Source organism: Nocardia anocheti (assembly GCF_029675105.1).
In the GTDB taxonomy this organism is placed as follows: Bacteria; Actinomycetota; Actinomycetes; order Mycobacteriales; family Mycobacteriaceae; genus Nocardia.
This window is the reverse complement of sequence record NZ_JAQQFV010000015.1, coordinates 1-25,304: the sequence shown is the minus strand read 5'-3', so window position 1 is coordinate 25,304 and position 25,304 is coordinate 1. Positions and strand designations below refer to the sequence as shown.

Genomic DNA, 25,304 nt, shown 5'->3' with positions numbered 1-25,304 from the left:
AAGATAGGAGGGAAGGGGGGTCAGCCGAGCAGTCCGGCCAGTGCGCCCGCGCAGCGGGGCCTGCGCAGTTTGGTCATCGCCTTGGCCTCGATCTGCCTGGCCCGTTCCCGGGAGACGCCCAGCTCGGACCCTACCTCCTCCAGCGTGCGCGCCTCGCCGCGATCGAGGCCGAAGCGCAGCCGGATGACGGCGGATTCGCGGTCGGTCAGCCCGGCCATCGCGGCCTCGACATAGCCGCGCAGCATCTGCCCGGCCACCACGTCGGCGGGGGCGGGCGCGGTGTCGGGCAGCAGGGCGCCCAGTTCGGTGTCCTCGCCGATCGGGGCGTGCAGCGACACCGGCTCGGCTTCCAGGCGCAGCATCGTCTCCACCTGGGCGACGCTGATCTCCGCCGCCACCGCCAGCTCCTCGACGGTGGCGGGTCTGCCCAGTCGCTGGGCCAGCTCGCGGCGCACCCGGATCACCCGGTGCAGCACATCGGCGACATTGGCGGGCAGCCGGATGGTGCGGCCCTGGTCGGTGAGCGCGCGCCCGATCGACTGCCGGATCCAGTAGGTCGCGTAGGTCGAGAGCTTGAGCCCGCGCTCGTGATCGAACTTCTCCACCGCGCGGATCAGGCCGAGGGTGCCCTCCTGGATCAGATCCAGCAGCGACATGCCGGTATTGGTGGGAAAGCGCCGCGCGATGGAGACGACCAGGCGCAGATTCGCGCGCACCATCTGGTCCTTGGCCCGCAGACCCGCCCGCTCGGCGCGGTGCAGCTCCGCGCGCCGCGCGGCGGTGGGTTCGATGCCCGCGGCGGCGTTGTCGTCGAGTTCGGCACGCGCCGCGGCCCCGGCGGCGATGCGGGCGGCCAGCGCGTACTCCTGCTCGGGGGTGAGCAGGGGAGTGCGGGCGATCGCGGTGAGGTAGTCGCGGACGGAATCGGCGGTGACGTTCAAGGGAGCTCCGTTCGATACGGCGAGATCGTGGTGGGCCGGAAGGGCGGGCGGGACCGTGCGCGGTCCCGCCCGCCGGGTGTTCAGCGTCCCGGAATCCGCAGCGGGCGACGCACGGTCGTGGACCGGGTCTGCGCCCCGCGGATGACCGGCCCCGCGTTCCGGCGCCGTGTGCCCGGGAACTGCGGGGCGGCCTGGCGGCGCTGCTCGGTGGTGGGCCGCGCGCGGAAGGTCGTCTGTCCGGCCATATCGGCTGCTCCTTCGGTGGTGGTGCGGGTGTCGCTCGCGGCGACGAACACAAACTTAGAGTCGACATAAAAATATGTCAAGAACAATTTTGGGACGACTTCAGCTACGCTTGCTGGCATGACCACACAGGGGCTCAGAGCCAGGAAGAAACAGCAGACCAAGGAGCAGATCTCGCATCGGGCGACCGAACTGTTCCTCGAGCGGGGGTTCGACAAGGTGACCATCGCCGAGGTCGCCGCGGCCGCCGACGTCGCCAAGATGACCGTCACCAACTACTTCCCCCGCAAGGAGGACCTCGCGCTGGACCTCGGCCCGGTCTTCACCGGACAGCTCGCCGCCGTCGTGCGCGACCGGGCGCCGGGGGAGTCCGCGCTGACCGCGTTGCGCGCCGCCTACCTCTCCTCGGTCCAGGCCCAGGACCCGGTGATCGGCTTCAGCGGACGCCCCTTCGCCGCGATGATCACCGAGAGCCCCGCGCTGGTGGCGCGCCTGCGCGAATTCCACGACGTGCGCGAGGCCGCGCTCGCGCGGGCGCTCGCCGAGGAGACCGGCGCCGCCGACGACGACATCACGCCCCGGGTCGCGGCGGCGCAACTCGCCGGGGTGCACCGGGTGCTCTTCGAGGAGATCCTGCGCCGTCTGCTGGCCGGTGAATCCGGTGACGACATCGCCGCCGCGCTGCGTGACTACGCGCGCACCGCCTTCGACGCGCTCGAACCCGGCCTCGGTTCCTACGCCGTGCGCTGACATCGCGGCCGGATTGCTGCCGTGTCACTGGACTCCGTGACCGAGGGGGAAAGCCCATACTGGGGCAATGCCGGAGGGTGTTGCCGTAGCCGATCCCGTCGAGCCGATGAGCCGCGCCAAGATCAATGTCATCTTCGCGACGGTGGTGCTCGGCATGCTCATGGCGGCCCTCGACCAGACCATCGTCTCGGCCGCGCTGCCCAGCATCGTGGCCGATCTCGGCAGTGCCGGGCACATGGCGTGGGTCGTCACCGCGTACCTGCTCGCCGAGGCGGTGGCCACCGCCCTGGCGGGCAAGCTCGGTGACCTGTTCGGCCGCAAACTGCTCTTCCAGATCAGCGCGATCATCTTCATCGCCGGGTCGGCGCTGGCCGGTGTCGCGGGCGGGATGGCCGTGCTGGTCATCGCGCGTGGCATCCAGGGGGTGGGCGCGGGCGGTTTGATGGTCACCTCCATGGCGCTCATCGCCGACACCATTCCGCTGCGCGAACGCGGCAAGTACCAGGGCGCGCTCGGCGCGGTGTTCGGCGTGACCACCGTCGTGGGGCCCACTCTCGGTGGGCTGTTCACCGACCACGCGAGCTGGCGGTGGTGCTTCTACGTCAATGTGCCGATCGCCATCGTCATGGTGCTCATGGCGGCGCGCACGCTGCCGCGGCTCAAGGCCGTGCAGCGGCCGGTGGTCGACTATCTCGGTATCGGTCTGATCGCGCTGGGCGTCTCGTCGCTGATCCTGGCGCTCGAGTTCGGCGGCAACGAGTTCGCGTGGCTGTCCTGGCAGATCATCGGGCTGTTCGCGCTGGCCGCGGTGCTGATCTACTGGTTCGTCGCGGTGGAGAAGCGGGCCAGCGATCCCATGCTGCCCATGCGGTTGTTCCACAGCCGGGTGTTCACGGTGTCCTCGGTGCTCAGTTTCATCGTCGGCTTCGCCATGCTCGGCTCGATGACCTATCTGCCCGCCTACCTGCAATACGTCGACGGTGCCTCGGCCACCGAATCCGGCGTGCGCACCCTGCCGCTGGTCGTCGGCCTGTTCGTCACCTCGGTGTTCTCCGGGCAGGTGGTCGGGCGCACCGGGCAGTACCGGTATTTCCCGATCGTGGGCATGGCGGTGATGGCGATCGGGCTGGGGCTGATGTCGACGATGGGTCGCGACACCAGCGCCTGGCTGGAATCGCTGTACATGCTGATCCTCGGCTCCGGGCTCGGGCTCTCGATGCAGGTGCTCACGATCGTCGTGCAGAACACCGTGCCCTACGCCGACCTGGGCACCGCCACCTCCGGTGTCACCTTCTTCCGCACGCTGGGCAGCGCGTTCGGCACCGCGGTGTTCGGCACGCTCTACTCCAACCAGAGCCAGTCCGCGCTCGCCGAGGCGATGCGGGAGGCGCCGGGGGTGCCGCCGAACGCGGTGGCCGATCCGAAGGCGTTGCGCGAGCTGCCGTTGGCGCAGGCCAGGCCGATCATCGACGCGTACGCGGACTCGATCGACTACGTCTTCCGCTGGGTGGTGCCGGTGGCGCTGATCGGTTTCGTGGTGGCCTGGTTCCTGCCGCAGGTGCGATTACGCGACAGCGCCCGCCACGGTGCCGCCGATGTCGGCGAGGGTTTCTCGGTGCCCGACTCGCACGACCGGTTGGTCCAGCTGGAACGCTCGGTGGCCGCGACGGTGCGCCGGGCCAGGGCGAAGGGCCCGATCATGCCCGAGATCGTCGCCGCCTCCGGCAGCACCCTGGCCCCCGACACCGCCTGGGCGCTGGCCCAGATCTACCTCGCCGACAAACAGGGCCACCCCGCCGCCGTCCACGCCATCGCCTACCGCCACCGCGTCCCGGTCGAGATCCTGCTCCCCGTCTTCCGTGGCGCCGTCGACGACGGCCTGCTCACCGCCGACGGCGGCACCCTCACCCTCACCGAATCCGGCACCGCCGAGGTCGACGAACTGCGCGCGGGCTGGCGCCGCTGGCTCGGCGACCGCCTCGACGACTGGAACTCCGACGACCCCACCGACCGCGCCCTCCTCGACCAGGCCCTCACCAACATCGCCGCCAAACTCCTCGACCAGGGCGCCGACGACAACCTCACCGTCAAAACCTGACCCGTGCCACAGTGGATTCCCGTGGGACACAACGACAACGCCGCACACACCCTCCGCGCAATGGCCAGCCTGGCGACCCCGATGGCCCTGCGGGTCGCGGTGACACTCGGCCTCCCGGACCGCCTCGCTGACACCCCCGCCGCCGCGGCCGCCCTGGCCCCCGAACTCGCCGTCGACCCGATCGCCCTCGAACTCCTGCTCGGCCACCTCGCGACCCTCGGCATCGTGGAGCCGACCCCCGCGGGCTACCGCACCACCGCGTTCGGCGCGCACCTCGGCATCGCCGAGCCCTTCACGAACATCCTGCTGCGCCTGGACTCGGCCGCCGGACGCGCCGAGTTGGCCTTCGTCGAACTCGCGCACAGCATCGCCACCGGTCAGGCGGCCTATCCGCGCCGCTACGGGCAGGACTTCTGGGCCGATCTCGCCGACTCGGCCGACCTGCGGGCGTCCTTCGATCGGCAGATGGGTCTGCGGTTCCTGGATCAGGCGCCGCGACTGGCGGCCGGGTTCGACTGGTCGCGGTTCGCGACGGTGGTAGATGTCGGAGGGGGCCGGGGTGACCTGCTCGCCGCGATTCTGCGCGCGCATCCTCGGGTGCGCGGCCACCTGGTCGACCTCGCGCCCACCGCGGCGGCGGCCGGGAGCGGCGGATCGAGGAGTTCGCGGCGTTGGCCACCGCGCATGGGCTGGTCCTGGACGCGGTGGTGGATCTGACCGAGCAGCGCTGCCTGCTCGAATTCCGACCCGGCGTTGCTGATAACCCCGCTGGACACTCCTTGCCCGGCGATTACTCGTAGACGTATATTCGTAGACGAGTAAGGAGGTGGGTGTGGCGACCAAGCGCAAGGTGAGCAATCTGCTGGCGCTGGCCGTGCTGTCGGTGATCGTGCAGCGGCCGATGCATCGCTACGAGATCGCGGCGACGCTGCGGGCCCACGGCAAGGACCGGGACATGGACATCAAGTGGGGTTCGCTCTACACGGTGGTCCAGAACATGGCCAAGGCCGGATTCCTCGAAGTGGTGGGCAGTGAGCGGGAGGGCGCGCGGCCGGAGCGGGTGATCTACCGGATCACCGACGCGGGCCGGGCCGAGATGGCCGACTGGACCAGGGAACTGCTCTCCTCGCCCGAACCCGAACATCACCGGTTCACCGCCGGACTGTCCATCCTGGCGGTCCTGCCGCCCGACGAGGTGATCGACCTGCTCGGCACCCGGATCGCCACCCTGACCCGCACCATCGACACCACCAGAACCGAGCTGGACGCGCTCGCGGGCACCCTGCCCCGACTGTTCCTGGTCGAATCCGAATACGGCCTGGCGATGCTGGAGGCCGAGCGCGCCTGGGCCGATGCCCTGCGCGAGGAACTGCGCACCGGCACCTTCGACGGCCTCGACACCTGGCGGCAGTGGCACGCCGACGGCATGCCCACCGACCGGATCCCCGACCTCGGCGAAAGGGGGAGCGACTAGCGACGCCCCGAAGACCCCGGACCCGGTGGCGTGCGGCAACACCCCACCGAGCCCGGCGAAACCGTCCCGACACCGTGCTCGCACGGAAAAAACCACGCGCACCCGGCCTCGAGGCAGGCACCCCCAGGATAACCGGGTGACGCGGACCCAGATCTGGAGATCACCCATGTCCCGAACCCGCACCGCGCTGATCATCGGCGGTGGCATCGCCGGACCCGTCACCGCCACCGCCCTGCTCCGGGCAGGCATCGATGCCCACATCCACGAGGCCTATTCCGGCCCGTCGGAGGGCATCGGCTCCGGCCTGGCCCTCGCACCCAACGGGCTGGCCGCCCTGGACCTGCTCGACATGGGCGAGGCCGTGCGCCGCATCGCCCTGCCGGTCGCGCACATGCGCCTGGCCGTCGGCGGCCGCGAACACGTGCTGCCGACCCTCGCCGACCAACCCCCGCTCCAGGCCGTCGACCGGGGCGAACTGCACCGCACCCTGCACGACCACGCCGTCGCGGCCGGAGTGCCGTTCTCCTACGACAAGCGGCTGACCCACGTCGAGGAACACCCCGACGGCGTGACCGCCCACTTCACCGACGGCACCACCGCCACCGCCGACGTCCTCATCGGCGCCGACGGCATCCGTTCCACCGTGCGCGGCATCATCGACCCGAAGGCGCCCGGACCCGACTACACCGGCATGCTCGGCTTCGGCGCGCAGATCGACTGCGAGCTGGATCTGCCCGACGACACCATGGTCTTCGCCTTCGGCGCCCGCGCCTACTACCTCTACTGGAAGCACGCCGACGGCCGGGTCACCTGGGGCGCGAACCTGCCCAGCAAGCAGTACTACTCGCTGACCGAGGCCCGCGCCGTCCCGGCCGAGCACTGGCTGCGCGTCCTGCGCGAGACCTACGCCCCCGACACCCCCGGCGGCGAATTCGCCCGCCGCACCACCGCCGCGAACCTGGAGACCACCGGCGCCCTGCACATCATGCCGCCGGTCCCGCACTGGTACCGCGACCGGCTCGTGCTGGTCGGCGACGCGGTCCACGCCCCGTCCAACAGTTCCGGCCAGGGCGCCTCGCTGGCCATCGAGAGCGGCGTCCAACTGGCCCGCTGCCTGCGCGACATCGACGACCCCACCCGCGCCTTCGCCGCCTACGAACGGCTGCGTCGCGCCCGGGTCGAGGACATCGCGGCCCGCGCGGCCAAGATCAACCACAGCAAGACCCCGGGCCCGGTGGCCCGCAAGGTGATGAACGCGCTGATGCCGCTCATGGTCCGTACGGTCATGAACCCGGAGAAGACCATGGGCGCCGAACGCCGCTATCGCATCGACTGGGACGCGCCGGTCCAGGACGAGGTGGCCCCGGCGCGCTGAGCCGCCCTACCGTTCGGCGGGCGCCGGAACCGGTGGCGTGACCGGTGCCCGCTGAACCCGCACCACGGTGAACACCGTGACGCACACCGCCAGCCAGATCAGCCCGATCGTCCACCCGGCCAGCACATCGCTGAGCCAGTGCACGCCCAGATACACCCGCGACAACCCGACCGCGATCGGGAAGAGCACCGCCAGCACGGTCGCGCCCACACGCGCCCACCGTCGCCGCAGCCGGGGGATCAGGGTGATGGCCACGATGCCCACCACCACCGTGCTGCCCAGGGTGTGCCCGGACGGATACGACAGGCTCGGTTCGTAGACCATGCGCGTGAGCTCCGGCGGCCGATTCCGGCCGACGAGCTGCTTGATCACCACCACCAGCAGCCCGGCGCCCAGCGAGGTGATCGCGACCAGCGCCGCGCAGGCCCAGTGTCGCTGCCAGAGGAACAGGCAGACGGTGACCGTGGCCAGCACCGTCATCGACAGAGTGTCACCGAGATCGGTGATCACCCGGGCTATCGAGGTGAGCGGTTCGCCGCGGTGCGCGATCATCCAGTCCAGGACGCGGGCGTCGAGGCGGGTGACGGCGGCGCCGCTGTCGACCTGCCAGGTGAGCACCGCGACCACGATCGCGGCGGCCGCGACGAGGACCGCGGTGAGCGGTACCCGGCGGCCCAGCGCGGACCAGGCGATCTCGTCGGGCGGGGGACGTCGAGAGGCGATCGGCATAACTACCAGATTGCCAGCTGCGCGGATCAGGCCTCGAAAACGACGGTGTTGCCCGCCACGTCGCGGGTTCCGGCGACCTTCTTGATCGCCTTGACCAGGTCGGCGACGGTGTCCCAGGTGCGTGGGGGTTCGGCCTCGATATTGCCGATCGTGTACCAGGTGTCGGTACCCCGATAGCGGACGAGACCCTTGCCGGTGTCGTCGAGCATGACATCGAGCTCGCCGGACACCGTCCCTTCCTCTTCGGTCATGACGGCGCTCTCGGCGGTGATCTCGATGGACTCGCTTATTTGAACTCTCCTCGACGAACGCAGTCATCGACTGCGGTGCGCAACGCGGTGTGCTCGGCGGTATCAACGGTCAACGCGTATTTTATCTTCACTTTGACGTAGTGCTCGACATAGGCGCACCGGAAGTTGCCCGGCGGCAGGTAGTTCGCCGGGTCCTGATCGCCCTTGGACCGGTTGGCCGAGGGGTCGGCGGCGACCAGGTTGAGCGAGTCGTTGGCGATGCGGCGGCGGGTGTCCTCGTCGCGATCGGCCGCGCCGGAGCGCCACGCCTCGGCCAGCGCCACAATGTGTTCGGCGTCGACCTTGGACGGATCGGTGATGAATTTGTACGGGCCGAGCTGCCCGGTCTTCTTGTCGATGAAGCCGTAGTGGTCCTGCCAGCCCGCGCCCGCGGGCACGGTCAGGTCGCAGGTCTTGGGGTCCAGGGTGACCTTGCCGGTGGCGTCACGCAGCATCATCACCTCGCGACTGGTGCACTTGGTGTACTGGGCGAGGTCCCCGCCGAAGCCGTGTTCGGGCTTGTTGGTGTCCCAGTGCGGGAACTTCTCGCGGGTGTAGCCGGTCATCGGACCTTCCTTGGCGACAACGAGCTTGGCGACCAGATCGCCGATCTCCTTGCCCGACACCGTCGCCGCGCCCGCCGAACCGGGGCCGGGCACGGTGGGACTCACCTTGTCCAGCAACGTGTTCGCGACCGTGAGCGCGATGGCGAAGATCGCTGCGGCGGCCAGCGCCAGCACGGCCTTCCCGATCGGGGAACCGCTGATCGAGGACCATTTCATGCCCGTACCACCCACATGCTTCGTCGAGAGATGAACCGGCACAACCTATCGGCCGCACCCGGTGGAGTCGAGCGCGACGCGCGCGCCTCGATAGCGTTCGCCTATCGAGTGAGGTGACCCCCCGGAATCACCGGGCAAACAGATGGTGACGCATTTCACCTCAATCCGCCAGTGATCCGGCCTCCGGCGGAATTCCGGTGTCCAGGAAGCGGATCAGGCGGGCGACGCGCGCGGCGTGGTCGGCGCAGCGCTGGAACTGACTGCCCAGCAGGGCGAGGTCGATCGCGGCGCCGGTGTCGACCCCGGCCGCCGGTGCGGTGAGTGCGGTGCGCAGCTCGGCGCACAGGGTGCTCATGGCCTCGGCGTCGCTGCCGTCGTCTTCGACGAACCGGCCACCGGCCACCGACGAACTCACCCGCGCAACGCATTCCGCGGCGAGGGTGCCCATGGCCACCAGCGCGGCGAGCACCGGCGCGGGCGCGACCGCGCCCGGATGGGCTCGATACACGTACTGCCCAGCGGTTTCCGCGCGTCGACCGATGCGCGAGAGTTCCCCGGCGATCTGGATCGCGGTCACCACATGCCGCAGATCGCGCGCGACCGGCGCCTGGAGGGCGAGCAGCGCCATCGTGCGAGTCTCGCAGGCGGCGAACATCTCCTGGAGTCGCTCGTCGAGCGCGAAGACCTCGTAGGTCGCCGCGAGATCGGCCTCGGCCATCGCCTCGGTGACCCGCTCGGTCGCGTCGTGGGCCAGGCGCGACATCAGGGTGAGCTCGTTGGACAACTCGACGAGCTCGAGGGTGAACTGGGTCCGCACGCGCTGAATTGTTCCCCATCGTGGCGCGTCGAGGGAATCCATCGAGCGAATCCGTGATCTCCGGGCAATTCGGACACACCTGGAAGGATGGAGATCATGATTGCCGCGTTGACGACCAGATGGACCCTGTACGTGCCCATACTCGCCGCCCTCGTGCTCGCACTCAGCTGGGGGCGTTCCATTCCGGGATTGATCGTCGCGCTGGTGAGTCTGGCGCTGGTCGGCGCCGTGCTCGCGGCGGTCTATCACGCGGAGGTGGTGGCCCATCGGGTCGGGGAACCGTTCGGCTCGCTGGTGCTGGCCGTGGCGGTGACCGTGATCGAGGTGGCGCTGATCGTCACGATGATGATCTCCGGTGGCGAGAAGGCGGCCTCGCTGGCCCGCGACACCGTCTTCGCCGCGGTGATGATCACCTGCAACGGCATCTTCGGTCTGGTGCTGCTGGTCGGCGCGCTGCGCAGGCGCGTCGCGGTGTTCAATTCCGAGGGCACCGGCGCCGCCCTGGCGACCGTGGCCACGCTGGCGACCCTGAGTCTGGTGTTGCCCACCTTCACCACCAGCAAACCCGGCCCGGAGTTCTCGGTCGCCCAGCTGGCCTTCGCCGCGGTCGCCTCGCTGCTGCTCTACGGCCTGTTCGTGATGGTGCAGACAGTGCGTCACCCCGACGACTTCCTGCCCGTGGAAGACGGTGGCGCCGTCGACGACGAGGACGACCCGCACGGCGCGCGGCCGTCCAAGAGGGCCGCGCTGAGCAGCCTCGGGCTGCTGGTCCTCGCCCTGGTCTGCGTGGTCGGCCTGGCCAAGGTCGTCTCGCCGACGCTGGAGTCGGCGGTGAACTCCGCCGGGCTGCCGCAGTCGGCGGTCGGCGTGGTGATCGCCATGCTGGTGCTGCTGCCCGAGACGCTGGCCGCGGTGAACTCCGCGCGCCGCAACCGTGTGCAGATCGGCCTGAACCTGGCGCTGGGCTCGGCCATGGCCAGCATCGGCCTGACCATCCCGGTGATCGCGATCGCGACCATCTGGCTGAGCGGGCCGCTGGTCCTGGGCCTGGGCGCCACCCAGATGGTGCTGCTCGCGCTGACCGTCGCGGTGGGCACGCTGACGATCGTTCCCGGCCGCGCGACCCTGCTGCACAGTGGCGTCCACCTGGCGTTGTTCGCCGCGTTCGTGTTCCTGGCCGCCAGTCCGTAGCTGAAGTGTTGCGGATCACAAGGGGTCGTTAGCTGTCATCGAAACGCTCTGAAAGAGACGAGGGTCACTACCCGGAAATTTTGTTGTGACGCAGAGTACCGGTTAGCTTGCTGGAGTTGGCACCGACGCCGAAGCCAGAGAGTGCGGTATGAAAACCACCATCCGCCGCGCTTCGCGAGTGGGCCGGGGGCATCCCTGATGTCCACCGATCTGCATTCCGCGAAGCCGGATTCCGCTAGCCAGATCGTCCGCAAGAATTTCACCGACACGGTCGTGTCGTCGTTGCGGACCTTCGGTCGCGCGGTCGACCTCGCCCAGGAGTCGGTCACCGGGACGGTCACCGATGTCGTTCGCCGCCAGTTCCAGTGGCGCGAGACGCTGGTGCAGGCCTGGCGCCTGATCACCGTCACCGCCATCCCCGCGATCCTGATGGCCATCCCGTTCGGGGTGATCGTCTCGATCCAGGTCGGCAACCTGATCCACAGCCTGGGCGCGGACTCCATGCTCGGCGCCACCGGCGGTCTGGGCGTCATCAAGCAGGGCGCCCCGATCGCGACCGGCTTCCTGCTCGGTGGCGCCGGTGCGGCGGCCATCGCGGCCGACCTGGGCGCGCGCACCATCCGCGAGGAGATCGACGCGCTCAACACCATGGGCATCAGCCCGGTGCACCGGCTGGTCATCCCGCGCATGATGGCGATGCTCCTCGTCGCCCCGATGCTCAATGTGCTGATCATCTTCGTCGGCGTACTGGCCGGATACGCGGTCGCCGTGGGCGGCCAGGGCGTGACCCCGGGCAGCTACTGGTCGACCTTCGGCTCCTTCGCCACCGCCGGTGACGTGTGGGTCTCGCTGCTCAAGGCGCTGATCTTCGGCTTCCTGGTCGTGGTCATCTCCTGCCAGCGCGGCCTGGAGGCCAAGGGCGGCCCGCGCGGTGTGGCCGACGCGGTCAACGCGGCGGTGGTGCTCTCGGTGGTCTCGATCGCGATCGTGAACCTGCTCGCGACCCAGATCAGCGCCATGTTCCTGCCGACGAAGTTGGCGTGATGGCTGCTTCCTCCTACATCCCCACCTCGCTGCACTGGCTGCGCAAGCCCGCGCGCCTGGGTCGCAAGATCACCTCCGCGGGCGAATCGCTCGGCTTCGTGGCCGTGTTCGTCTGGCAGGTGCTGTCCTCGGTGCCGCTCACGCTGCGCCGCTACCGCGACGAGACGCTGCGCGCGGTCACCGACATGACCTGGGGTCGCGGCTCGATCATCGTCGGCGGCGGCACCGTGCCGATGATGATCGTGCTCGGCCTGGTCATGGGCGCCTCGGTCGGCGTGGAGTCCTTCGCCTCGCTCGACATGCTCGGCATGGGCCCGGTCACCGGCGTCATCTCGGCCTACGCCACCACCCGTGAGCTGGCCCCGATCGCGGCGGCCATCGGCTTCGCCGCCCAGGCGGGCTGCCGGATCACCGCCGAGATCGGCTCGATGCGCATCTCCGAGGAGATCGACGCCATCGAGGCGCTGGGCCTGCGCTCGGTGCCGTTCGTGGTGACCACCCGCGTGATCGCGGGCGCCATCGCCATCGTGCCGACCTTCCTGATCGCGCTGATCCTGTCCTACGGTGCCTGCCGCGGGCTGCTCACGATGGTCTACGGGCAGTCGGCCGGTGTCTACGACCACTACTTCTTCCAGTTCATCTCCGGATTCGACATGATCGCCGCGGTGATCAAGGTCGCCGTGTTCGGCACCGTCGTGATCCTGGTGCACAGCTATTTCGGATTCTTCGCCACCGGTGGCCCCGAAGGCGTCGGTATCGCCTCCGGCCGCGCGGTCCGGGCCAGCTCGGTGGCGATCGTCGCCATCGACATGGTGCTGTCGATCGTGCTGTGGGGCTTCAACTCGGCGATCAGTTTTACGGGGTGAGGTAGTGCCGAATTACGGAATGCCCGGCGTCGCGGCCGATCGCAGGACCTCCCGGCTGACCGGGGCGGTCATCCTCGGCATCATCGCCGCGGTCGTGCTCGCCACCGTCGTCTACAACAATGTGAAGACCGAGGACGGCCTGCGCATCGCGCTGCACACCGAACACCTCGGTGACGGCATCAGCGCGGGCAGCCAGGTCCGCATCGACGGTGTCACCGTCGGCGAGGTCGCCGAGGTGGCCCCCGGCGAGCGCGGCACCCAGCAGATCTCGCTGCTGCTCGACGCCGAGCGCCTGCACGGCATCGACGACAGCCTCGCCGTCGACTACGCCCCCACCAACCTGTTCGGCATCGCCGAACTGGAACTGCGGCGCGGCACCGGCGGCGCGCCGCTGCGCGAGGGCGCGGTCCTCGACCTCACCGGCGCCAACTCCGGCCGCGTCTACGACGCCACCATGAGCGCCATCCTGCGCAGCCTGTCGCAGGTCGGCATGACGGTGACCAGTCCGCAGATGGCGACCGTGGTCTCCCAGCTGGCCGCCGACTTCAAGGCGTTCACCCCGCTGGTGCAGGCGCTGATCACCGTCGCCAAGACCATCGCCGACAACCAGGACGTCGCGCCCTCGGAACTGTTCGGCAGGCTCGGGCCCGCCTTCGAGGGCGGCGGCCAGTTCGCCGGTGCCACCATGCAGGTGATCGACGCCCTCAGCGAGATCAAGGTGACCCAGGTCGACAAGGACCGCTACGACATCGGCGTCGGCGTGATCGGCGGCAGCATCCTGCCCGCCCTGACCACCACCGTGAACACCGCGGGCGGCCACTTCGCCGAGACCACCGACATGCTCGCGCCCATGCTCGCCGCGCTGGCCCAGATGTCACCCAACCCGGCACAGACCGGCGCCGACCTGCGCGCCCTGCTCACCAACCTGCTCGGCGCCATGCCCGTGGGTCCCGACGGCCCGGTGCTGAACCTGGACGTCGAGCTCGCCGGGGTCCCGGCGCTGGCGGTGCCGCTGTTCGGAAAGGACGGTGCGCGATGAAGATTCGTGGCGTAGCGCTGCGCCTCGGCGCCTTCGCACTGGTGATGGTCGCGGTGCTCGGACTCGTGTTCACCCTGATCAAGCGTCCGGTCTCCGGTGACACCCAGGCCCACGACGCGCTGTTCACCGACGCCAACGGCCTCAAGGTCGGCAACGACGTGCGCATGTTCGGTGTACAGGTGGGCAAGGTCGAGAAGATCAGCCTCGAGGGCGACAAGGCCAAGGTCCACCTCACGGTCAAGACCGACACCCCGATCTACGACAACAGCACACTGGCCATCCGCTACCAGAACCTCACCGGCCAGCGCTACATCGACCTGCAGCAGGCGACCGTGCCCGGCACCCGCATCGCCGCCGACGCCCGGATCGGCGCGAACATGACCGTCCCGTCCTTCGACGTGACCAGCCTGTTCAGCGGTCTGAAGCCGGTCCTGGCGACGCTCTCGCCCGAGGCGATCAACCAGTTCACCGCCAGCATGCTGGCCGTCATCGAGGGTGACGGCAGCGGCCTGGGCCCGGCGCTCACCGCGATCGACCAGCTCGCCAGCTACGCCGAGGACCGTCAGCAGGTGGTCAGCACGCTGATCCGCAACCTGTCCACGCTCTCGGAACGCCACGGCGGCCAGGTCGGTCATCTGCTGCCGCTGCTGGCTCGGCTCACCGACATCTTCGAGGCCATGCAGCGCAATATCGGTGGCGTCGCGCAGTTCGCGATGACCGCGCCCTCGGTGCTGGGCCCGGTCGACCGGATGCTGGCCTCGCTCGGCCTGACCGAGGGCGGCGGCGCCGATGTCGACGCGCTGATCGCGAACCTGTTCCCGAATCCGCAGCAGGCGGTCGAGGTCTTCGGGCAGCTGCCCGGGCTGCTGGCCGGTTTCGACGCCTCGCTCTCGCGCGGGTTCACCGACTTCACCCCGCACTGCGGCAAGGGTGCCGCCGAGGTACCCGAGCCGCTGCGGGTGCTGATCGCCGGACAGAAGGTCACGATATGCAACGCCTGACGAAGTTCTTCTCCGGCGACCGCCCGATCCTCGACGAAGGCGCCAAGCGCGCGCGGGAACTACGCCTGGGCATCATCGGCCTCGCGCTGGTGGTGCTGTTCATGGTCGGCGCGGGCATCGTCTACGTGGTGCCGCTGGGCAAGCACACCTACACCGCCGAACTCAGTGAGGCGCAGTCGGTGCGCGAGGGCGACGACGTGCGCCTGGCCGGGATCTCGGTCGGCAGCGTCACCTCGCTGGAGCTCGAGCCGGACAAGGTGATCATGCGCTTCACCGTCGACAACGACGTGTTCGTCGGCGACCAGACCTCCCTCGACATCCGCATGCTCACCGTGGTCGGTGGCCACTACGTCGCGCTGTATCCCGCGGGCTCCGCGCCGCTGGGCGAGACCGCCATCCCCGCCGACCGGATCCGCCTGCCCTACAGCCTGATCGAGACCTTCCAGGACGCCACCACCCCGCTGGCCACCGTCGACGGCGACACCGTCCGCAAGAACCTGGCCGCGGCCAACGACGCCATCGCCAACTCCCCGGAGGCGCTGCGCGGCACCCTCGACACCGTCGGCAAGTACGTCGACATGCTCGACCGCCAGCGCTCGCAGGTCTCGCGCTCGATCGCCATCCTCGACGAGTACATCTCCATGTACGACGGCGCCAAGTCCGACCTGGGTCGGCTGATGGACAACGTCAACCTGCTCGAGGACCTGCTGCTGAGCCGCAAAGCCGAACTGGCCGAAGCGGTCCGGCTGCTCACCTCGGTGGTCGGCAGGCTCGCCGGACTCGCCCCCTCTTGGGACTCCACCCTGAAGCCGCAGGCCCAGGCCCTGGCCGACGCGCTGCCCAAGCTGCAGGAACTCGGCGGTCAGCTCGAGCCGCTGCTCGGCACCGTCGGCTCCCTGCAGACCAAGCTCACCGAGCTGGGCGCGGGCGTGGTCGTCGACCAGTCCGGCACCCAGGTGTGCGTGCCGCTGCCCGGGAAGGACTGCTGATGCTGAAACGACTGCTCGGCTCGCAGGCGTTCATGTCCGTCGCCGGAGTCGGCGTGCTGGTGGCGCTGGTGGCGGCGGGTTACTTCGTCGCCTTCGATCCGCTGAAGAAGACCGAATCCTATTGCGCGATCATGCCCGACGCGATCGGGCTCTATCCCGGCAACCACGTCACCATGCGCGGCATCGATGTCGGTGAGGTGACCGCGGTACGCAACCAGGGCGCCACGGTCCGTGTCGATTTCGAGGTCGACGCCGACCATCCGGTCCTGGCCGACGCCTCGGCGACCACGGTGGCCTACTCGGTGGCCGCCGACCGCAACCTGGCCGTGCTCAGCAGCGGCAAGGAGACCCGCGAGTTCGGCCCCGGCTGCATCACCAAAACCCTGACGCCCAAGAGCATCACCGAGACCCTGACCGCGCTGGCGAGCCTGTCCGAGCAGCTCTCCGGTGGCGAGGCCGGTCAGCCGACCGCGCTGGTCGACGGCCTGGCCGCGCTGGACCGCGCCACCGTCGGCACCGGCCCCACCGTCAACGAACTCGTGCACAAACTGGGTTCGGCGATGAGCCAGCCCGACGCCGACATCGGCCATCTGGCCGGTCTCTTCGACGCCTTCGCCTCGGTCTCCAACCGCGTCGCCGCCAACTGGGGCGATCTGCAATCCATGCTGACCCGTCTCGCGCCGCTGCTGAGCCAGTCCTCCGACGACCTGCTCGGCCCGGCGACCGACCTCTTCGACGGTCTGCGCGAATTGCTGCCCATGCTCAACGACTTCGCCACCATCCTCGGCGACCCGCTGATCGGCGCGCTCGACGGCGCCGTCCCGCTGGTGAAGTTGTTGCGCGCCAACGCCGGATCGATCGGCGAGATCGTCGCCAAGACCCCGGCGCTGGCCACCGCCCTGCGCGGCGTCACCGAGGGCACCGCCATCACCTACGCCCCGCCGCGGGTGGCGCTGCCCACCGGCGAGGCCGACCAGGTGTGCGCCGCGGTGAACGCGCTCGTCCCCGGCCAGTGCGCCGACCCGGCGCAGGGCCTGACCGATATCAACCTCGCGCAGGTCGTGCTGGGAATGGCAGGTGCTCGATGAACAGGCGAAAGACCGTGCGACACAGCATGATCGCGGCACTGCTCGCGGCCGGGCTCGCCGTCGGCGGCTGCGGCTTCGACCCCGCCGAGGTGCCGGTGCCCGGCGCCACCCTCAGCGGCCCCACCTACCGGGTGAACATCGAGTTCAGCAGCGCGCTGAATCTGCCCGCGAAATCGAAGGTGATCGCCAACGGCGCCGAGATCGGCATCGTGGAGGGTGTGCGGGTGGTCCAGCCCGCCGATGCCCCGGCCGGTCGCGGCGGATACGTCATCGTCGAGGCCGACATCCGCGATTCGGTGCAACTACCCACCTCCACCATCGCCGAACTGCGCCAGGACACCATCCTCGGTGACATCCACCTGTCGCTGACCACCCCGAAGGACGGCTTCGGCCAACTGCTGCGCGACGGCGGCACCATCGGCATCGACCACACCAAACCGCCGGTCCAGCTCGAGGACACGATGGCGACGATGGCCCTGTTCGTGCAGGGCGGTGCCATCGGTCAGCTCCAGGAGATGATCGGCCGGGTCAACTCGGTCATGCCGCAGGACCCGAAGGAGACCGCGCGCATCTCCGCGGTCATGGGCGCCGACGCCGCCGACCTGGCCGCCAACCTCGACCAGGTCGACCTGCTGGTCAACGGCCTCGCCTCCAATGCCGAGGTGATGGTCGGCATCGGTCCCGAGCTCACCAACATCCTCACTCCCGAGGCCGTCACCGCGCTCAACGGCACCGCCGACTCGATCGCCAAGACCATGAAGATCTTCGACGCCCTCGGCCCGGTCGGCTCCTCGCTGACCTGGCTGACTCCCGTCGCCGAGTCCGGTGACGCGGCCGTGGCGGCCTTCCTGCCGCTGGCCACCGGCGGCGCGCCCGACTCGCGCACGCCGAGCAACATGGCCCTGCTCAGCACCCTGCTGCAGGAGCGGGCGCTGCCGTTCGCGCGGAATCCGCAGGTGAACGTCACCGGCGTGCGGGTCTCCGAGGAGGAACGGGTCGAGCAGATCGTCACCGCCCTGCGGATGATCGGAATGGTGCGATGAAGATCGGTGCCCTGACCTCGCTGGGCGGCATCGCCGCCATCACCGTGCTCGGCGCGAGTTACCTGACCTTCGGCGTGGTGCGGGTCGACCCGTTCGCCGACTACACCGAGGCCTCGATCGAACTGGCCAACTCCGGCGGCCTCAGCGTCGGCTCGCCGATCCTGCTGACCGGCATCGAGATCGGCAAGGTCACCGCGGTCGACACATCCGCGGCCGGACGGGTGCAGGTCGGGTTCCGCTTCGGCGCCGAGCACAAGGTGCCGATGAGCAGCGTCGTCACCATCGAGCACCTGTCCTCGCTGGGCGAGCCGTACGTGCAGTTCGTGCCGCGCGGCGCCGACGGGCCCTTCGTCGCCGACGGTCAGCACCTGGCGGGGGAGAACGTGCGCACCCCGATGTCGATCCCGGAGGTCGCGCGGCTGGTCACCAAGACCGTCGAGCAGCTCGACCCCACCGTCGTCGGTTCGCTGGTCGACACCCTCGGCACGGCCATGACCGGCACCGAGAACGTCATCCCGGAGCTGGCCAGGGCCGGTGACCTGCTCGCCGCCGCCATCATGAGCCGCGCCCCCGCCATCGCCGAACTGCAGAACAACTTCGAATACGTCTCCGGTGACATCGGCTGGGCCGGTCCGGCCACCTCGGCCGCCGCGCCCGAGTTCGTCCGGCTGGCGCACGTCATCGACCAGTTCGTCGAATCGGTCGGCCGGGTCAGCGCCGCGGGCGGCGACCCGGAGATGTACCTGCGCGACGGCGGCCTGGTGCCGTTGCTGCAAGAGCTCACCGCCAAGCTCGACGAGCTCGGCCCGGAACTCTCCGCCCTGCTGCCCGGCCTGCGCCCGCTCACCGAATCGGTGACCGCCACCGGCCCGCAGCTCGACCTCAGCGCCCTGGTCGCCCAGGCGCTGCACAACACCGACGCCGACGCGGTGAAGGTTCGGGTCGCGATCAAGTAAACATCTGGCAACCACTGGATATAGGTATTCGCCCTGGCCAGTGGTTGTCGGTTGCGGTGCGGCCATCATCGAGCAACCGTGCGGTAGCCTGCTGGACGAGGGGGAGTCCTGGTCCGCGGTCGAAGGCGGTGCGATGGCAGAGAGCAGCGAAGCCCCCGAGCAGGAATCCGGGCGCAGTACTCGAACGATCGCGATCGCGGCGGTGCTGGCCGCGCTGTTGGCGCTCGTCGTCGCCCTCGGTCTGCTGCTGCGCGCCGGTCAGGGCGACGAGAACGATCCGGTCAACCCGATGCGCGGCAACAGCGGCCTGCCGGTCTCCGGCGACGAGGCCGCCGACGCCACCGATGTCGGCTTCGCCCCGCCCTGGCCCGCGCGCCGCGTCGGCGGCAACTGCTCGGCGGGCGGCATCGTCGCGCACTGGCGCGTCGAGAACGACGGCAGCTGGCAGTGCACGGTCACCACCCCCGACAACCCCGCCCCCGTCACCGCCCCCGCCGCCCCACCACCGGGCGAGCCAGCCCCGCCCGCTCCCGGACCCGCCCCGGCCCCCGCGCCGGAACCGGCCCCGGTCGAAGCCCCCGCGCCTCCGCCACCCCCCGCGCCCGAACCACCGCCCCCACCCGCCTACGAGCCGCCGCCGGTCTACAACCCGCCACCCCCACCGGAACCCGAACCCGCGCCAGAGCCTGCCCCCGCGCCCGCCCCGGCTCCGCCGCCACCCCCGCCCGCCATCCAGCTCCCGTTCCCGCTGCCGCCGATCCTGCTCCCCCCGGCCGCCGCCGTCCTCGGCTGACATCCCGCCCACACCCAGCCCACGAGCGTCCTGACCGGCGGGTCGGCCTTCGGGGACCGCCCGGATCCGTGAGACTGGTCGGTTATGGACCAGTTGGTGCTCACTCTGGTGATCCTGCTCGCGGCCGTGCTCGCCGAGTCCTTCGGTGACCGGATCGGCGTCGCCCCGTCGATCCTGATGACGGTCTTCGGTTGCGTGCTCGCGGTGATCCCGGCGGTGCCGAGTCTCAACATCCCGCCCGAACTGATCCTGCCCCTGGTGCTGCCCCCGCTGCTCTACGCCGCCGCCCGCCGCACCTCCTGGCGGCAATTCGCGGAGAACTGGCAGATCATCGCCCTGCGCGCGGTCGGCCTGGTGATCGTCACCGCCATCGCGGTCGCCGCGGTCTTCCACGCCTGGAACCCGGCCGTCGCGGTGGCCGCCGGGGTGGTGCTCGGCGCGCTGGTCGCCCCGCCCGACCCGGTCGCGGCCACCTCCATGGCGGGCCGCCTCGGCCTGCCGCGTCGCCTGATCGTCACCCTGGGCGGCGAGGGCCTGTTCAACGACGTCACCGCGATCGTCATCTACACCGTCGGCATCCAGGCCGTGGTCACCGGCCTGTTCTCACCCTGGCACGCGCTGGGCGACTTCGTGCTGGCAGCGGTGGTCGGGCTCGGCGTCGGCCTGGCGCTGGGCTGGCTCGGTAGCAAGTTCACCCGGTATCTCGACAACGCGACCGGCCAGGTGGCGCTGACCCTGCTGCTGCCCTTCGCCGCCTACGGCCTGGCCGAGCACTGGGAGGGCTCGGCGGTGCTCGCGGTCCTGGTCTGCGCGCTGTATCTCACCGACGCGGTCACCGAGATCGTCGATCGCGAATACCGCCTGGTCGCCGACTCCTTCTGGGACATCACCGAAATGCTCATCACCGGTTTCGCCTTCGCGCTGATCGGCCTGGAACTGCGCGTCGTCATCGACACCACCGGCGCCGACTGGCCCGAGCTGGCCGGGATCACCGTCGCGGTGATCGCGGTGGTGGTGCTGTTGCGGCTGGTCTGGCTGCTGGTCACCTGGCTGATCAGCATGAAACTGTGGCGCTACACCGACGAGCCGTTCACCTGGCGCGAGGTGATCGTCACCTGGTGGGCGGGCATGCGCGGGGTGGCCACCGTCGCGCTGGCGCTGGCCGTCCCGTTCACCATCGACTCCGGCGCCGATTTCCCGGCCCGCTCGGAGATCCTCTTCGTCGCCTTCGCCGTGGTCCTGTTCACCCTGCTGGTGCAGGGCCCGACGCTGCCGCTGGTCGTGCGGATCACCGGCGTGCACGCCGACACCCGTGAGGAACGCGCCGTCGAACAGGCCCTGTGGACCCGGGTCCTGCACGCCGAACTCGCCGAACTCAAGCGCATCGCCGCCCGCGACGACCTGCCCGACGACGTCTACGAGGACCTGCGCGACGCCCTGCGTCACCTCTCCGCCAAGGCCGACCCCGAGGCCGCCGACGCCGACGCGAAAGCCACCCTGGAGAAGGAACGCGCCCTGGCCTCCCGCATGCGCGGGGTCCGGCTGGCCGTCGTCGAGGCGGGCCGCCGCGAAGCCCAGGCCGCGCGCCGCGAGCCGGGCATCCCGCCCGATGTCGTCGACCGGGTCATCCGCAGACTCGATCTCGGCCCGGCGCACTGACGCCGCTCAGCCGCCGAGGGTGTCGGTGAGCATGCCGATCGCGTAGGTGATCGCCATGGCCAGCGCCCCGCCGATCACCACCCTCGGCACGGCCCGCCGCCGCAGGCTGCCACCGAGGCGGGCACTGAGCGAGCCGGTCAGCGCCAGCGCCACCAGCACCGCCGCGAACGTCACCGGCACCCGCCAGGCGGCGGGCGGGATCGCGATGGCCAGCAAGGGCAGCAGCGCACCGCAGGTGAACGCGACCGCCGAGGAGATCGCCGCCGCCCACGGATTGGTCAGCTCGCGCGGGTCCAGCCCCAATTCGGCTTCGGCATGCGCGGTGAACGCGTCGTGCGCGGTGAGCTCTTCCGCGACGACACGCGCCGTCGCCGGGCTCAACCCCTTCGCCTCGTAGATCCCCGCCAACTCGACCAATTCGGAGTTCGGATCGTCGGCCAACTCGCGCCGTTCCTTGGCCAGCAGGGCCTTCTCCGAATCGCGCTGGGTGCTCACCGACACGTACTCACCGGCCGCCATCGAGATCGCGCCAGCGACCAGTCCCGCGATGCCCGCGGCGAGGATCGTCCGGGTGTTCCCGGTGGTCGCGGCGACACCGACCACCAGTCCGGCCGTGGACACGATGCCGTCGTTGGCGCCGAGCACCCCGGCGCGCAACCAGTTCAGTCGCGCGGCGAAACTCTCGCCGTGCGGTTCGTGGGGATGGGCGGTCGTCGACGGATCCGGCACCCGGTCAGCCTAATCCGGCACCGACTCCGGCCCAGCGGGCCGCGCCGCGACCACCGCCTCGCAGCGCTGATTCACGAAAGCCCGCAGATACCCGGCGGATTCACGCACATACATCCACGTCCAGTACTTCGCACCCGCGCCGGTCGCCGCGGCCACCATGGTCAACTCGCCGTCGAAACACTTGCCCACCAGGAGCCGTGCGCGCGAGAGCTCCGGCGTGGAGGTCACCACGATGAGATGACGCCACCCGTAGATCGTCGCGCGCCGCACGATCTCGCGCGCCTCGCCGTCGATGCGCGCGGCATCGGGCACGAAGCACGAGACCCGGACCGGCAACCGCCCACCGCAGTACCGATCCATCCGCGGATCGTCGGGATCATCGCCGAGCGAGATCAGCACCTCCGCGGCCATCCCGTGCTCGGCCAGCGCCACTCCCACCTCGAAGCGCTCGTCGAGCCCACCGCTCAACACCACCACGGCATCGGCGGGCCGCACCGGATCACGCTGCGGTGCCACATACACCGGCAGTCCCGCGATCGCGGCCGCCGACGCGGTGACCAGTGCGCCCAGGAGCAGCCACCCGGTGCGCCGGAGAATCGACACCGCCCGACGATAGGCGAAACCACGCTCTTCTGTCCCCGCCTCGGTCCGGGCACACTGGACGCCATGACCGACTCCGCCGTTGCCCCCGAACACCTCGACGTCGTCATCGTCGGCGCAGGACTGTCCGGCATCGGGGCCGCCTATCGGCTGCAGACCGAACACCCGCACCGCAGCTACGCGGTGCTCGAGGCCCGCGCCGATCTCGGCGGCACCTGGGACCTGTTCCGCTACCCGGGCATCCGGTCCGATTCGGACATGTTCACCCTCGGCTACCCGTTCAAGCCGTGGCGCGCGGCCAAATCCATCGCCGACGGCGCCGCGATCCTGGACTACATCCGCGAGACGGCCCGGGAGAACAGCATCGACAAGCGCATCCGCTACGGCTCGCGGGTGATCGGCGCCGACTGGTCCTCCGCGCGGGCGCGCTGGCAGCTCACCATCGCCCACGAGGGCCCCGACGGCCCCGAGCTCAGCACCCTGACCTGCGGTTTCCTCTACGCCTGCGCGGGCTACTACGACTACCAGCAGCCGCACGACCCCGTTTTCGCCGGTCGCGACGACTTCGCGGGCACCATCGTGCACCCACAGTTCTGGCCCGCCGATCTGGATGTGCGCGGCAAGCGGATCGTGGTCATCGGCAGCGGCGCCACCGCCGTCACCCTGGTTCCGTCGCTGGCGGCCGAGGCCGAACACGTCACCATGCTGCAGCGCACGCCCACCTGGATCAGCGCGGTCCCCGGCCGCGACAAGCAGGCCGACAAGATCCGCGACCTGCTCCCCGCCGGGTTGGCCCACCGGGTGATCCGCGTCAAGAACATCCTGTTCAACATCGGTTTCTACCAGTACTGCCGCCGTCGCCCGGCGGCCGCGCGCAAGCTGCTCATCGGCCTGACCACCCGCATCCTCAAAGACGACCAACTCGTCGCCGAGCACTTCACCCCCGACTACGACCCCTGGGACCAGCGCCTCTGCGCCGCCCCCGACGCCGACTTCTTCAAGGCGATGAAGAAGGGCAAGGCCACCGTGGTCACCGACCACGTCGACACCTTCGTCCCCGAGGGCATCCGCCTGGCCTCTGGCACCACACTGCCCGCCGACATCGTCGTCACGGCCACCGGCCTGCGGCTGCTCGCCTTCGGCGGCATCGCCCCCTCGGTCGACGGCAAGCCCGTCGCGCTCGACGAACAGTTCGTCTGGCAGGGCGCCATGCTCACCGGCCTGCCCAATTTCGCGATCTGCGTCGGCTACACCAACGCCTCCTGGACCCTGCGCGCCGACCTCACCTCCCGCCTGGTCTGCAAGGTCCTGGCCCACCTCGACCGCACCGGCAGCGACGCCGTGGTCCCACAGCCGCAATCCACCCCCACGCCGCGTCCCCTGCTGGACCTGAACGCGGGCTACATCCTGCGGTCCATCGCGGCGTTCCCCCGCCAGGGCGACAAGCATCCGTGGCGGGTCCGCCAGAACTACCTGCTCGACCTGCTGCTGATCGCGCGCACCGACCTCGCCAAGACCCTGCGCCCGGTCAAGCGCGTGCGCGAGTTCACCCGCAACGGGTGAGGCGGGGCCGCTCCCGTCTTCCTACCGTCGGTATGTGCCGTGTGGCACGTGGCGTTGACCCGACGGGAAAGGCCCAGCGATGACAACCCAGAATCAGCACCCGGTTCGCGACGGAATCGCGGCCGGAACCTCCATCGGGGCAGGCATCCTGCTCGCGGTGGTCGGTGTTCTCCAGATCCTCCAGGGAATCGCGGCGGTGGCCAACGACGATCTGATCGTCGTCGGGCCCGCATACACCTACCAGTTCGACCTGACGGCCTGGGGATGGTGGCACATCGTGCTCGGCGCGATCGCGGTGATCGTCGCGATCGGCCTACTGGCCGGGCAGACCTGGGGTCGGGTGTCGGCCATGGTGATCGCGGCGCTGTCGATCATCGCGAACTTCCTGTGGCTGCCGTACTACCCCTGGTGGTCGATCCTGATCATCGTGATCGACATCGTGGTCATCTGGGCGGTCGCCACCTGGCGCCCCCACCAGTACTGACCTCCCCGTTCTCGACCGGACGCCGCTCCCACTCCGGGGGCGGCGTTTCCGGTGGACGGCCAGCGAGATGGTGCGAAAGCCGCTCACCGAGAGCGGCCAGCTCGATCTTCTGCGGCTCGTCGAGCCCGTCGAGCACCAGCGCCCGCACCGCGATCAGGTACTCCGGCGTCGCCGCCACCACCTTGGCCAGCCCGCTCTCGGTGAGCACCGCGTCCACCCCGCGCCCCGCCTCCGCCGTCTCCCGCCGCGCCCAGCCCACCCGCTCGAGCTTGGACACCACATGCGAGAGCCGCGACATCGACCCGTGCCCCCGCGCCGCCAAGGCGCTCAGCCGCATCCGGTGCTCGGGCGCCTCCCGCAACAGCGCCAGCACCCGGTACTCGAAATGGGTCACGCCGAATTCCCGCTGCAGCCGGGAGTCGAGGGCACTGGGCACCCGCATCGCCAGCGTGAGCACGGCGCTCCAGGCGCGACGCTCGATCGAGTCGAGATCGTCGATCACCTCGGCCTCCCTTCGACCATGTAGTTAGCTACAAAATTGCTGAATGTCGGCAAACTGTATATCGGCGGGTGGTCGGTGTCTACGTGTGACGGATCATGTCGGCAGGTAGACGGCGCAATCCGCCGCGCGGATTCGCTGGACGAATGATCAGTTGCCAACCGATCGCCATCTGCTCGGCGGGTGACCGCCGCCGGGGGAGCGACTGCCCGCAGTGGCCGTCGGGCGCGCGCGACCTGGGCAAATACCGGATTTTCCAGG

27 protein-coding genes are annotated in these 25,304 nt (G+C 69.9%); 18 read left to right on the top strand and 9 right to left on the bottom strand.

Features of this window, described 5'->3' with window-relative positions:
• Positions 1-20: 20 nt before the first annotated feature.
• Together QC180_RS29325 and QC180_RS29320 are read right to left on the bottom strand one after the other, a co-directional pair.
• On the bottom strand, positions 21-941 hold the full coding sequence (locus QC180_RS29325) for a sigma-70 family RNA polymerase sigma factor (RefSeq protein WP_278266106.1): 921 nt from the start codon (positions 939-941) through the stop codon (positions 21-23).
• Between the two features lie 80 nt (positions 942-1,021).
• On the bottom strand, positions 1,022-1,186 hold the full coding sequence (locus QC180_RS29320) for a hypothetical protein (protein ID WP_278266105.1): 165 nt from the start codon (positions 1,184-1,186) through the stop codon (positions 1,022-1,024).
• Positions 1,187-1,304: 118 nt separating this feature from the next.
• On the opposite strand from QC180_RS29320, the gene QC180_RS29315 reads away from it, so the two are divergent.
• The 5 genes from QC180_RS29315 to QC180_RS29295 all read left to right on the top strand — a co-directional run bounded on the left by QC180_RS29315 (position 1,305) and on the right by QC180_RS29295 (position 6,881).
• Positions 1,305-1,934, top strand: a complete 630-nt coding sequence (locus tag QC180_RS29315; RefSeq protein ID WP_278266104.1) for a TetR/AcrR family transcriptional regulator — start codon at positions 1,305-1,307, stop codon at positions 1,932-1,934.
• A 67-nt stretch (positions 1,935-2,001) separates the two neighbouring features.
• Complete coding sequence (locus tag QC180_RS29310) at positions 2,002-4,032, top strand: MDR family MFS transporter (RefSeq protein WP_278266103.1); 2,031 nt, start codon at positions 2,002-2,004, stop codon at positions 4,030-4,032.
• A gap of 60 nt (positions 4,033-4,092) precedes the next feature.
• The gene (locus tag QC180_RS29305; protein ID WP_278266102.1) at positions 4,093-4,749 is read left to right on the top strand and encodes a methyltransferase; all 657 of its coding nucleotides are present in this window, start codon (positions 4,093-4,095) and stop codon (positions 4,747-4,749) included.
• A gap of 115 nt (positions 4,750-4,864) precedes the next feature.
• On the top strand, positions 4,865-5,506 hold the full coding sequence (locus tag QC180_RS29300) for a PadR family transcriptional regulator (protein WP_278266101.1): 642 nt from the start codon (positions 4,865-4,867) through the stop codon (positions 5,504-5,506).
• 166 nt (positions 5,507-5,672) lie between these two features.
• Positions 5,673-6,881, top strand: coding sequence for an FAD-dependent oxidoreductase (locus tag QC180_RS29295; RefSeq protein ID WP_278266100.1), 1,209 nt, complete (start codon positions 5,673-5,675; stop codon positions 6,879-6,881).
• Between the two features lie 6 nt (positions 6,882-6,887).
• Here the strand turns inward: QC180_RS29295 and QC180_RS29290 are convergent, their stop codons facing one another.
• The 4 genes from QC180_RS29290 to QC180_RS29275 all read right to left on the bottom strand — a co-directional run bounded on the left by QC180_RS29290 (position 6,888) and on the right by QC180_RS29275 (position 9,499).
• On the bottom strand, positions 6,888-7,610 hold the full coding sequence (locus QC180_RS29290) for a phosphatase PAP2 family protein (protein WP_278266099.1): 723 nt from the start codon (positions 7,608-7,610) through the stop codon (positions 6,888-6,890).
• A gap of 26 nt (positions 7,611-7,636) precedes the next feature.
• Positions 7,637-7,861 carry a hypothetical protein gene (locus tag QC180_RS29285; RefSeq protein ID WP_278266098.1) on the bottom strand — a complete coding sequence of 75 codons (225 nt, stop codon included), beginning with the start codon at positions 7,859-7,861 and terminating at the stop codon, positions 7,637-7,639.
• 35 nt (positions 7,862-7,896) lie between these two features.
• Positions 7,897-8,682, bottom strand: a complete 786-nt coding sequence (locus QC180_RS29280; protein ID WP_278266097.1) for an HNH endonuclease family protein — start codon at positions 8,680-8,682, stop codon at positions 7,897-7,899.
• Between the two features lie 160 nt (positions 8,683-8,842).
• The gene (locus QC180_RS29275; protein ID WP_278266096.1) at positions 8,843-9,499 is read right to left on the bottom strand and encodes a phosphate signaling complex PhoU family protein; all 657 of its coding nucleotides are present in this window, start codon (positions 9,497-9,499) and stop codon (positions 8,843-8,845) included.
• An 87-nt stretch (positions 9,500-9,586) separates the two neighbouring features.
• Between QC180_RS29275 and QC180_RS29270 the strand changes: the two genes are divergently transcribed.
• From QC180_RS29270 to QC180_RS29220, 11 genes are all read left to right on the top strand, one after another.
• Positions 9,587-10,690: a calcium:cation antiporter gene (locus QC180_RS29270; protein ID WP_474646559.1), complete on the top strand. Its 1,104-nt coding sequence runs from the start codon at positions 9,587-9,589 to the stop codon at positions 10,688-10,690.
• A gap of 198 nt (positions 10,691-10,888) precedes the next feature.
• Positions 10,889-11,734: an MlaE family ABC transporter permease gene (locus tag QC180_RS29265; RefSeq protein ID WP_278266094.1), complete on the top strand. Its 846-nt coding sequence runs from the start codon at positions 10,889-10,891 to the stop codon at positions 11,732-11,734.
• Entirely contained in the window at positions 11,734-12,600 is an 867-nt protein-coding gene (locus QC180_RS29260) for an MlaE family ABC transporter permease (RefSeq protein WP_278266093.1), read from the top strand. Before QC180_RS29265 ends, QC180_RS29260 begins: the two co-directional genes overlap by 1 nt.
• 4 nt (positions 12,601-12,604) lie before the next feature.
• Positions 12,605-13,639, top strand: a complete 1,035-nt coding sequence (locus tag QC180_RS29255) for an MlaD family protein (RefSeq protein WP_278266092.1) — start codon at positions 12,605-12,607, stop codon at positions 13,637-13,639.
• Complete coding sequence (locus tag QC180_RS29250) at positions 13,636-14,640, top strand: MlaD family protein (RefSeq protein WP_278266091.1); 1,005 nt, start codon at positions 13,636-13,638, stop codon at positions 14,638-14,640. Before QC180_RS29255 ends, QC180_RS29250 begins: the two co-directional genes overlap by 4 nt.
• Positions 14,628-15,629 carry an MlaD family protein gene (locus tag QC180_RS29245; protein WP_278266090.1) on the top strand — a complete coding sequence of 334 codons (1,002 nt, stop codon included), beginning with the start codon at positions 14,628-14,630 and terminating at the stop codon, positions 15,627-15,629. The genes QC180_RS29250 and QC180_RS29245 overlap by 13 nt, the downstream gene beginning before the upstream one ends.
• Positions 15,629-16,717 carry an MlaD family protein gene (locus QC180_RS29240; RefSeq protein WP_278266089.1) on the top strand — a complete coding sequence of 363 codons (1,089 nt, stop codon included), beginning with the start codon at positions 15,629-15,631 and terminating at the stop codon, positions 16,715-16,717. Before QC180_RS29245 ends, QC180_RS29240 begins: the two co-directional genes overlap by 1 nt.
• On the top strand, positions 16,714-17,760 hold the full coding sequence (locus tag QC180_RS29235) for an MlaD family protein (RefSeq protein ID WP_278266088.1): 1,047 nt from the start codon (positions 16,714-16,716) through the stop codon (positions 17,758-17,760). The genes QC180_RS29240 and QC180_RS29235 overlap by 4 nt, the downstream gene beginning before the upstream one ends.
• Positions 17,757-18,716 carry an MlaD family protein gene (locus QC180_RS29230; protein ID WP_278266087.1) on the top strand — a complete coding sequence of 320 codons (960 nt, stop codon included), beginning with the start codon at positions 17,757-17,759 and terminating at the stop codon, positions 18,714-18,716. Before QC180_RS29235 ends, QC180_RS29230 begins: the two co-directional genes overlap by 4 nt.
• A 133-nt stretch (positions 18,717-18,849) precedes the next feature.
• Positions 18,850-19,509 carry a hypothetical protein gene (locus tag QC180_RS29225; RefSeq protein ID WP_278266086.1) on the top strand — a complete coding sequence of 220 codons (660 nt, stop codon included), beginning with the start codon at positions 18,850-18,852 and terminating at the stop codon, positions 19,507-19,509.
• Between the two features lie 84 nt (positions 19,510-19,593).
• Positions 19,594-21,168 carry a Na+/H+ antiporter gene (locus QC180_RS29220; RefSeq protein WP_278266085.1) on the top strand — a complete coding sequence of 525 codons (1,575 nt, stop codon included), beginning with the start codon at positions 19,594-19,596 and terminating at the stop codon, positions 21,166-21,168.
• A gap of 6 nt (positions 21,169-21,174) precedes the next feature.
• On the opposite strand, the gene QC180_RS29215 is transcribed toward QC180_RS29220, so the two are convergent.
• Positions 21,175-21,897 (bottom strand): VIT1/CCC1 transporter family protein, encoded by a 723-nt coding sequence (locus tag QC180_RS29215; protein WP_278266084.1) that lies wholly within the window; start codon positions 21,895-21,897, stop codon positions 21,175-21,177.
• A 9-nt stretch (positions 21,898-21,906) separates the two neighbouring features.
• Positions 21,907-22,500, bottom strand: a complete 594-nt coding sequence (locus QC180_RS29210; protein WP_278266083.1) for a YdcF family protein — start codon at positions 22,498-22,500, stop codon at positions 21,907-21,909.
• A gap of 63 nt (positions 22,501-22,563) precedes the next feature.
• On the opposite strand from QC180_RS29210, the gene QC180_RS29205 reads away from it, so the two are divergent.
• Together QC180_RS29205 and QC180_RS29200 are read left to right on the top strand one after the other, a co-directional pair.
• Positions 22,564-24,060 carry a flavin-containing monooxygenase gene (locus QC180_RS29205; protein ID WP_278266082.1) on the top strand — a complete coding sequence of 499 codons (1,497 nt, stop codon included), beginning with the start codon at positions 22,564-22,566 and terminating at the stop codon, positions 24,058-24,060.
• Positions 24,061-24,139: 79 nt separating this feature from the next.
• Positions 24,140-24,544 carry a DUF7144 family membrane protein gene (locus QC180_RS29200; protein ID WP_278266081.1) on the top strand — a complete coding sequence of 135 codons (405 nt, stop codon included), beginning with the start codon at positions 24,140-24,142 and terminating at the stop codon, positions 24,542-24,544.
• On the opposite strand, the gene QC180_RS29195 is transcribed toward QC180_RS29200, so the two are convergent.
• Positions 24,504-25,046, bottom strand: a complete 543-nt coding sequence (locus tag QC180_RS29195; protein WP_278266080.1) for a MarR family winged helix-turn-helix transcriptional regulator — start codon at positions 25,044-25,046, stop codon at positions 24,504-24,506. The two genes, QC180_RS29200 and QC180_RS29195, sit on opposite strands and share 41 nt — an antisense overlap.
• Positions 25,047-25,304 lie beyond the last annotated feature (258 nt).

Excerpts from the sequence above, each read along its gene's own strand:
- QC180_RS29320 (WP_278266105.1), bottom strand. The coding sequence starts at position 1,186 with ATGGCCGGACAGACGACCTTCCGCGCGCGGCCCACCACCGAGCAGCGC.
- QC180_RS29315 (WP_278266104.1), top strand. The coding sequence starts at position 1,305 with ATGACCACACAGGGGCTCAGAGCCAGGAAGAAACAGCAGACCAAGGAG.
- QC180_RS29310 (WP_278266103.1), top strand. The coding sequence starts at position 2,002 with ATGCCGGAGGGTGTTGCCGTAGCCGATCCCGTCGAGCCGATGAGCCGC.
- QC180_RS29305 (WP_278266102.1), top strand. The coding sequence starts at position 4,093 with ATGGCCAGCCTGGCGACCCCGATGGCCCTGCGGGTCGCGGTGACACTC.
- QC180_RS29295 (WP_278266100.1), top strand. The coding sequence starts at position 5,673 with ATGTCCCGAACCCGCACCGCGCTGATCATCGGCGGTGGCATCGCCGGA.
- QC180_RS29290 (WP_278266099.1), bottom strand. The coding sequence starts at position 7,610 with ATGCCGATCGCCTCTCGACGTCCCCCGCCCGACGAGATCGCCTGGTCC.
- QC180_RS29285 (WP_278266098.1), bottom strand. The coding sequence starts at position 7,861 with ATGACCGAAGAGGAAGGGACGGTGTCCGGCGAGCTCGATGTCATGCTC.
- QC180_RS29280 (WP_278266097.1), bottom strand. The coding sequence starts at position 8,682 with ATGAAATGGTCCTCGATCAGCGGTTCCCCGATCGGGAAGGCCGTGCTG.
- QC180_RS29270 (WP_474646559.1), top strand. The coding sequence starts at position 9,587 with ATGGAGATCATGATTGCCGCGTTGACGACCAGATGGACCCTGTACGTG.
- QC180_RS29265 (WP_278266094.1), top strand. The coding sequence starts at position 10,889 with ATGTCCACCGATCTGCATTCCGCGAAGCCGGATTCCGCTAGCCAGATC.
- QC180_RS29260 (WP_278266093.1), top strand. The coding sequence starts at position 11,734 with ATGGCTGCTTCCTCCTACATCCCCACCTCGCTGCACTGGCTGCGCAAG.
- QC180_RS29250 (WP_278266091.1), top strand. The coding sequence starts at position 13,636 with ATGAAGATTCGTGGCGTAGCGCTGCGCCTCGGCGCCTTCGCACTGGTG.
- QC180_RS29245 (WP_278266090.1), top strand. The coding sequence starts at position 14,628 with ATGCAACGCCTGACGAAGTTCTTCTCCGGCGACCGCCCGATCCTCGAC.
- QC180_RS29240 (WP_278266089.1), top strand. The coding sequence starts at position 15,629 with ATGCTGAAACGACTGCTCGGCTCGCAGGCGTTCATGTCCGTCGCCGGA.
- QC180_RS29235 (WP_278266088.1), top strand. The coding sequence starts at position 16,714 with ATGAACAGGCGAAAGACCGTGCGACACAGCATGATCGCGGCACTGCTC.
- QC180_RS29230 (WP_278266087.1), top strand. The coding sequence starts at position 17,757 with ATGAAGATCGGTGCCCTGACCTCGCTGGGCGGCATCGCCGCCATCACC.
- QC180_RS29225 (WP_278266086.1), top strand. The coding sequence starts at position 18,850 with ATGGCAGAGAGCAGCGAAGCCCCCGAGCAGGAATCCGGGCGCAGTACT.
- QC180_RS29220 (WP_278266085.1), top strand. The coding sequence starts at position 19,594 with ATGGACCAGTTGGTGCTCACTCTGGTGATCCTGCTCGCGGCCGTGCTC.
- QC180_RS29205 (WP_278266082.1), top strand. The coding sequence starts at position 22,564 with ATGACCGACTCCGCCGTTGCCCCCGAACACCTCGACGTCGTCATCGTC.
- QC180_RS29200 (WP_278266081.1), top strand. The coding sequence starts at position 24,140 with ATGACAACCCAGAATCAGCACCCGGTTCGCGACGGAATCGCGGCCGGA.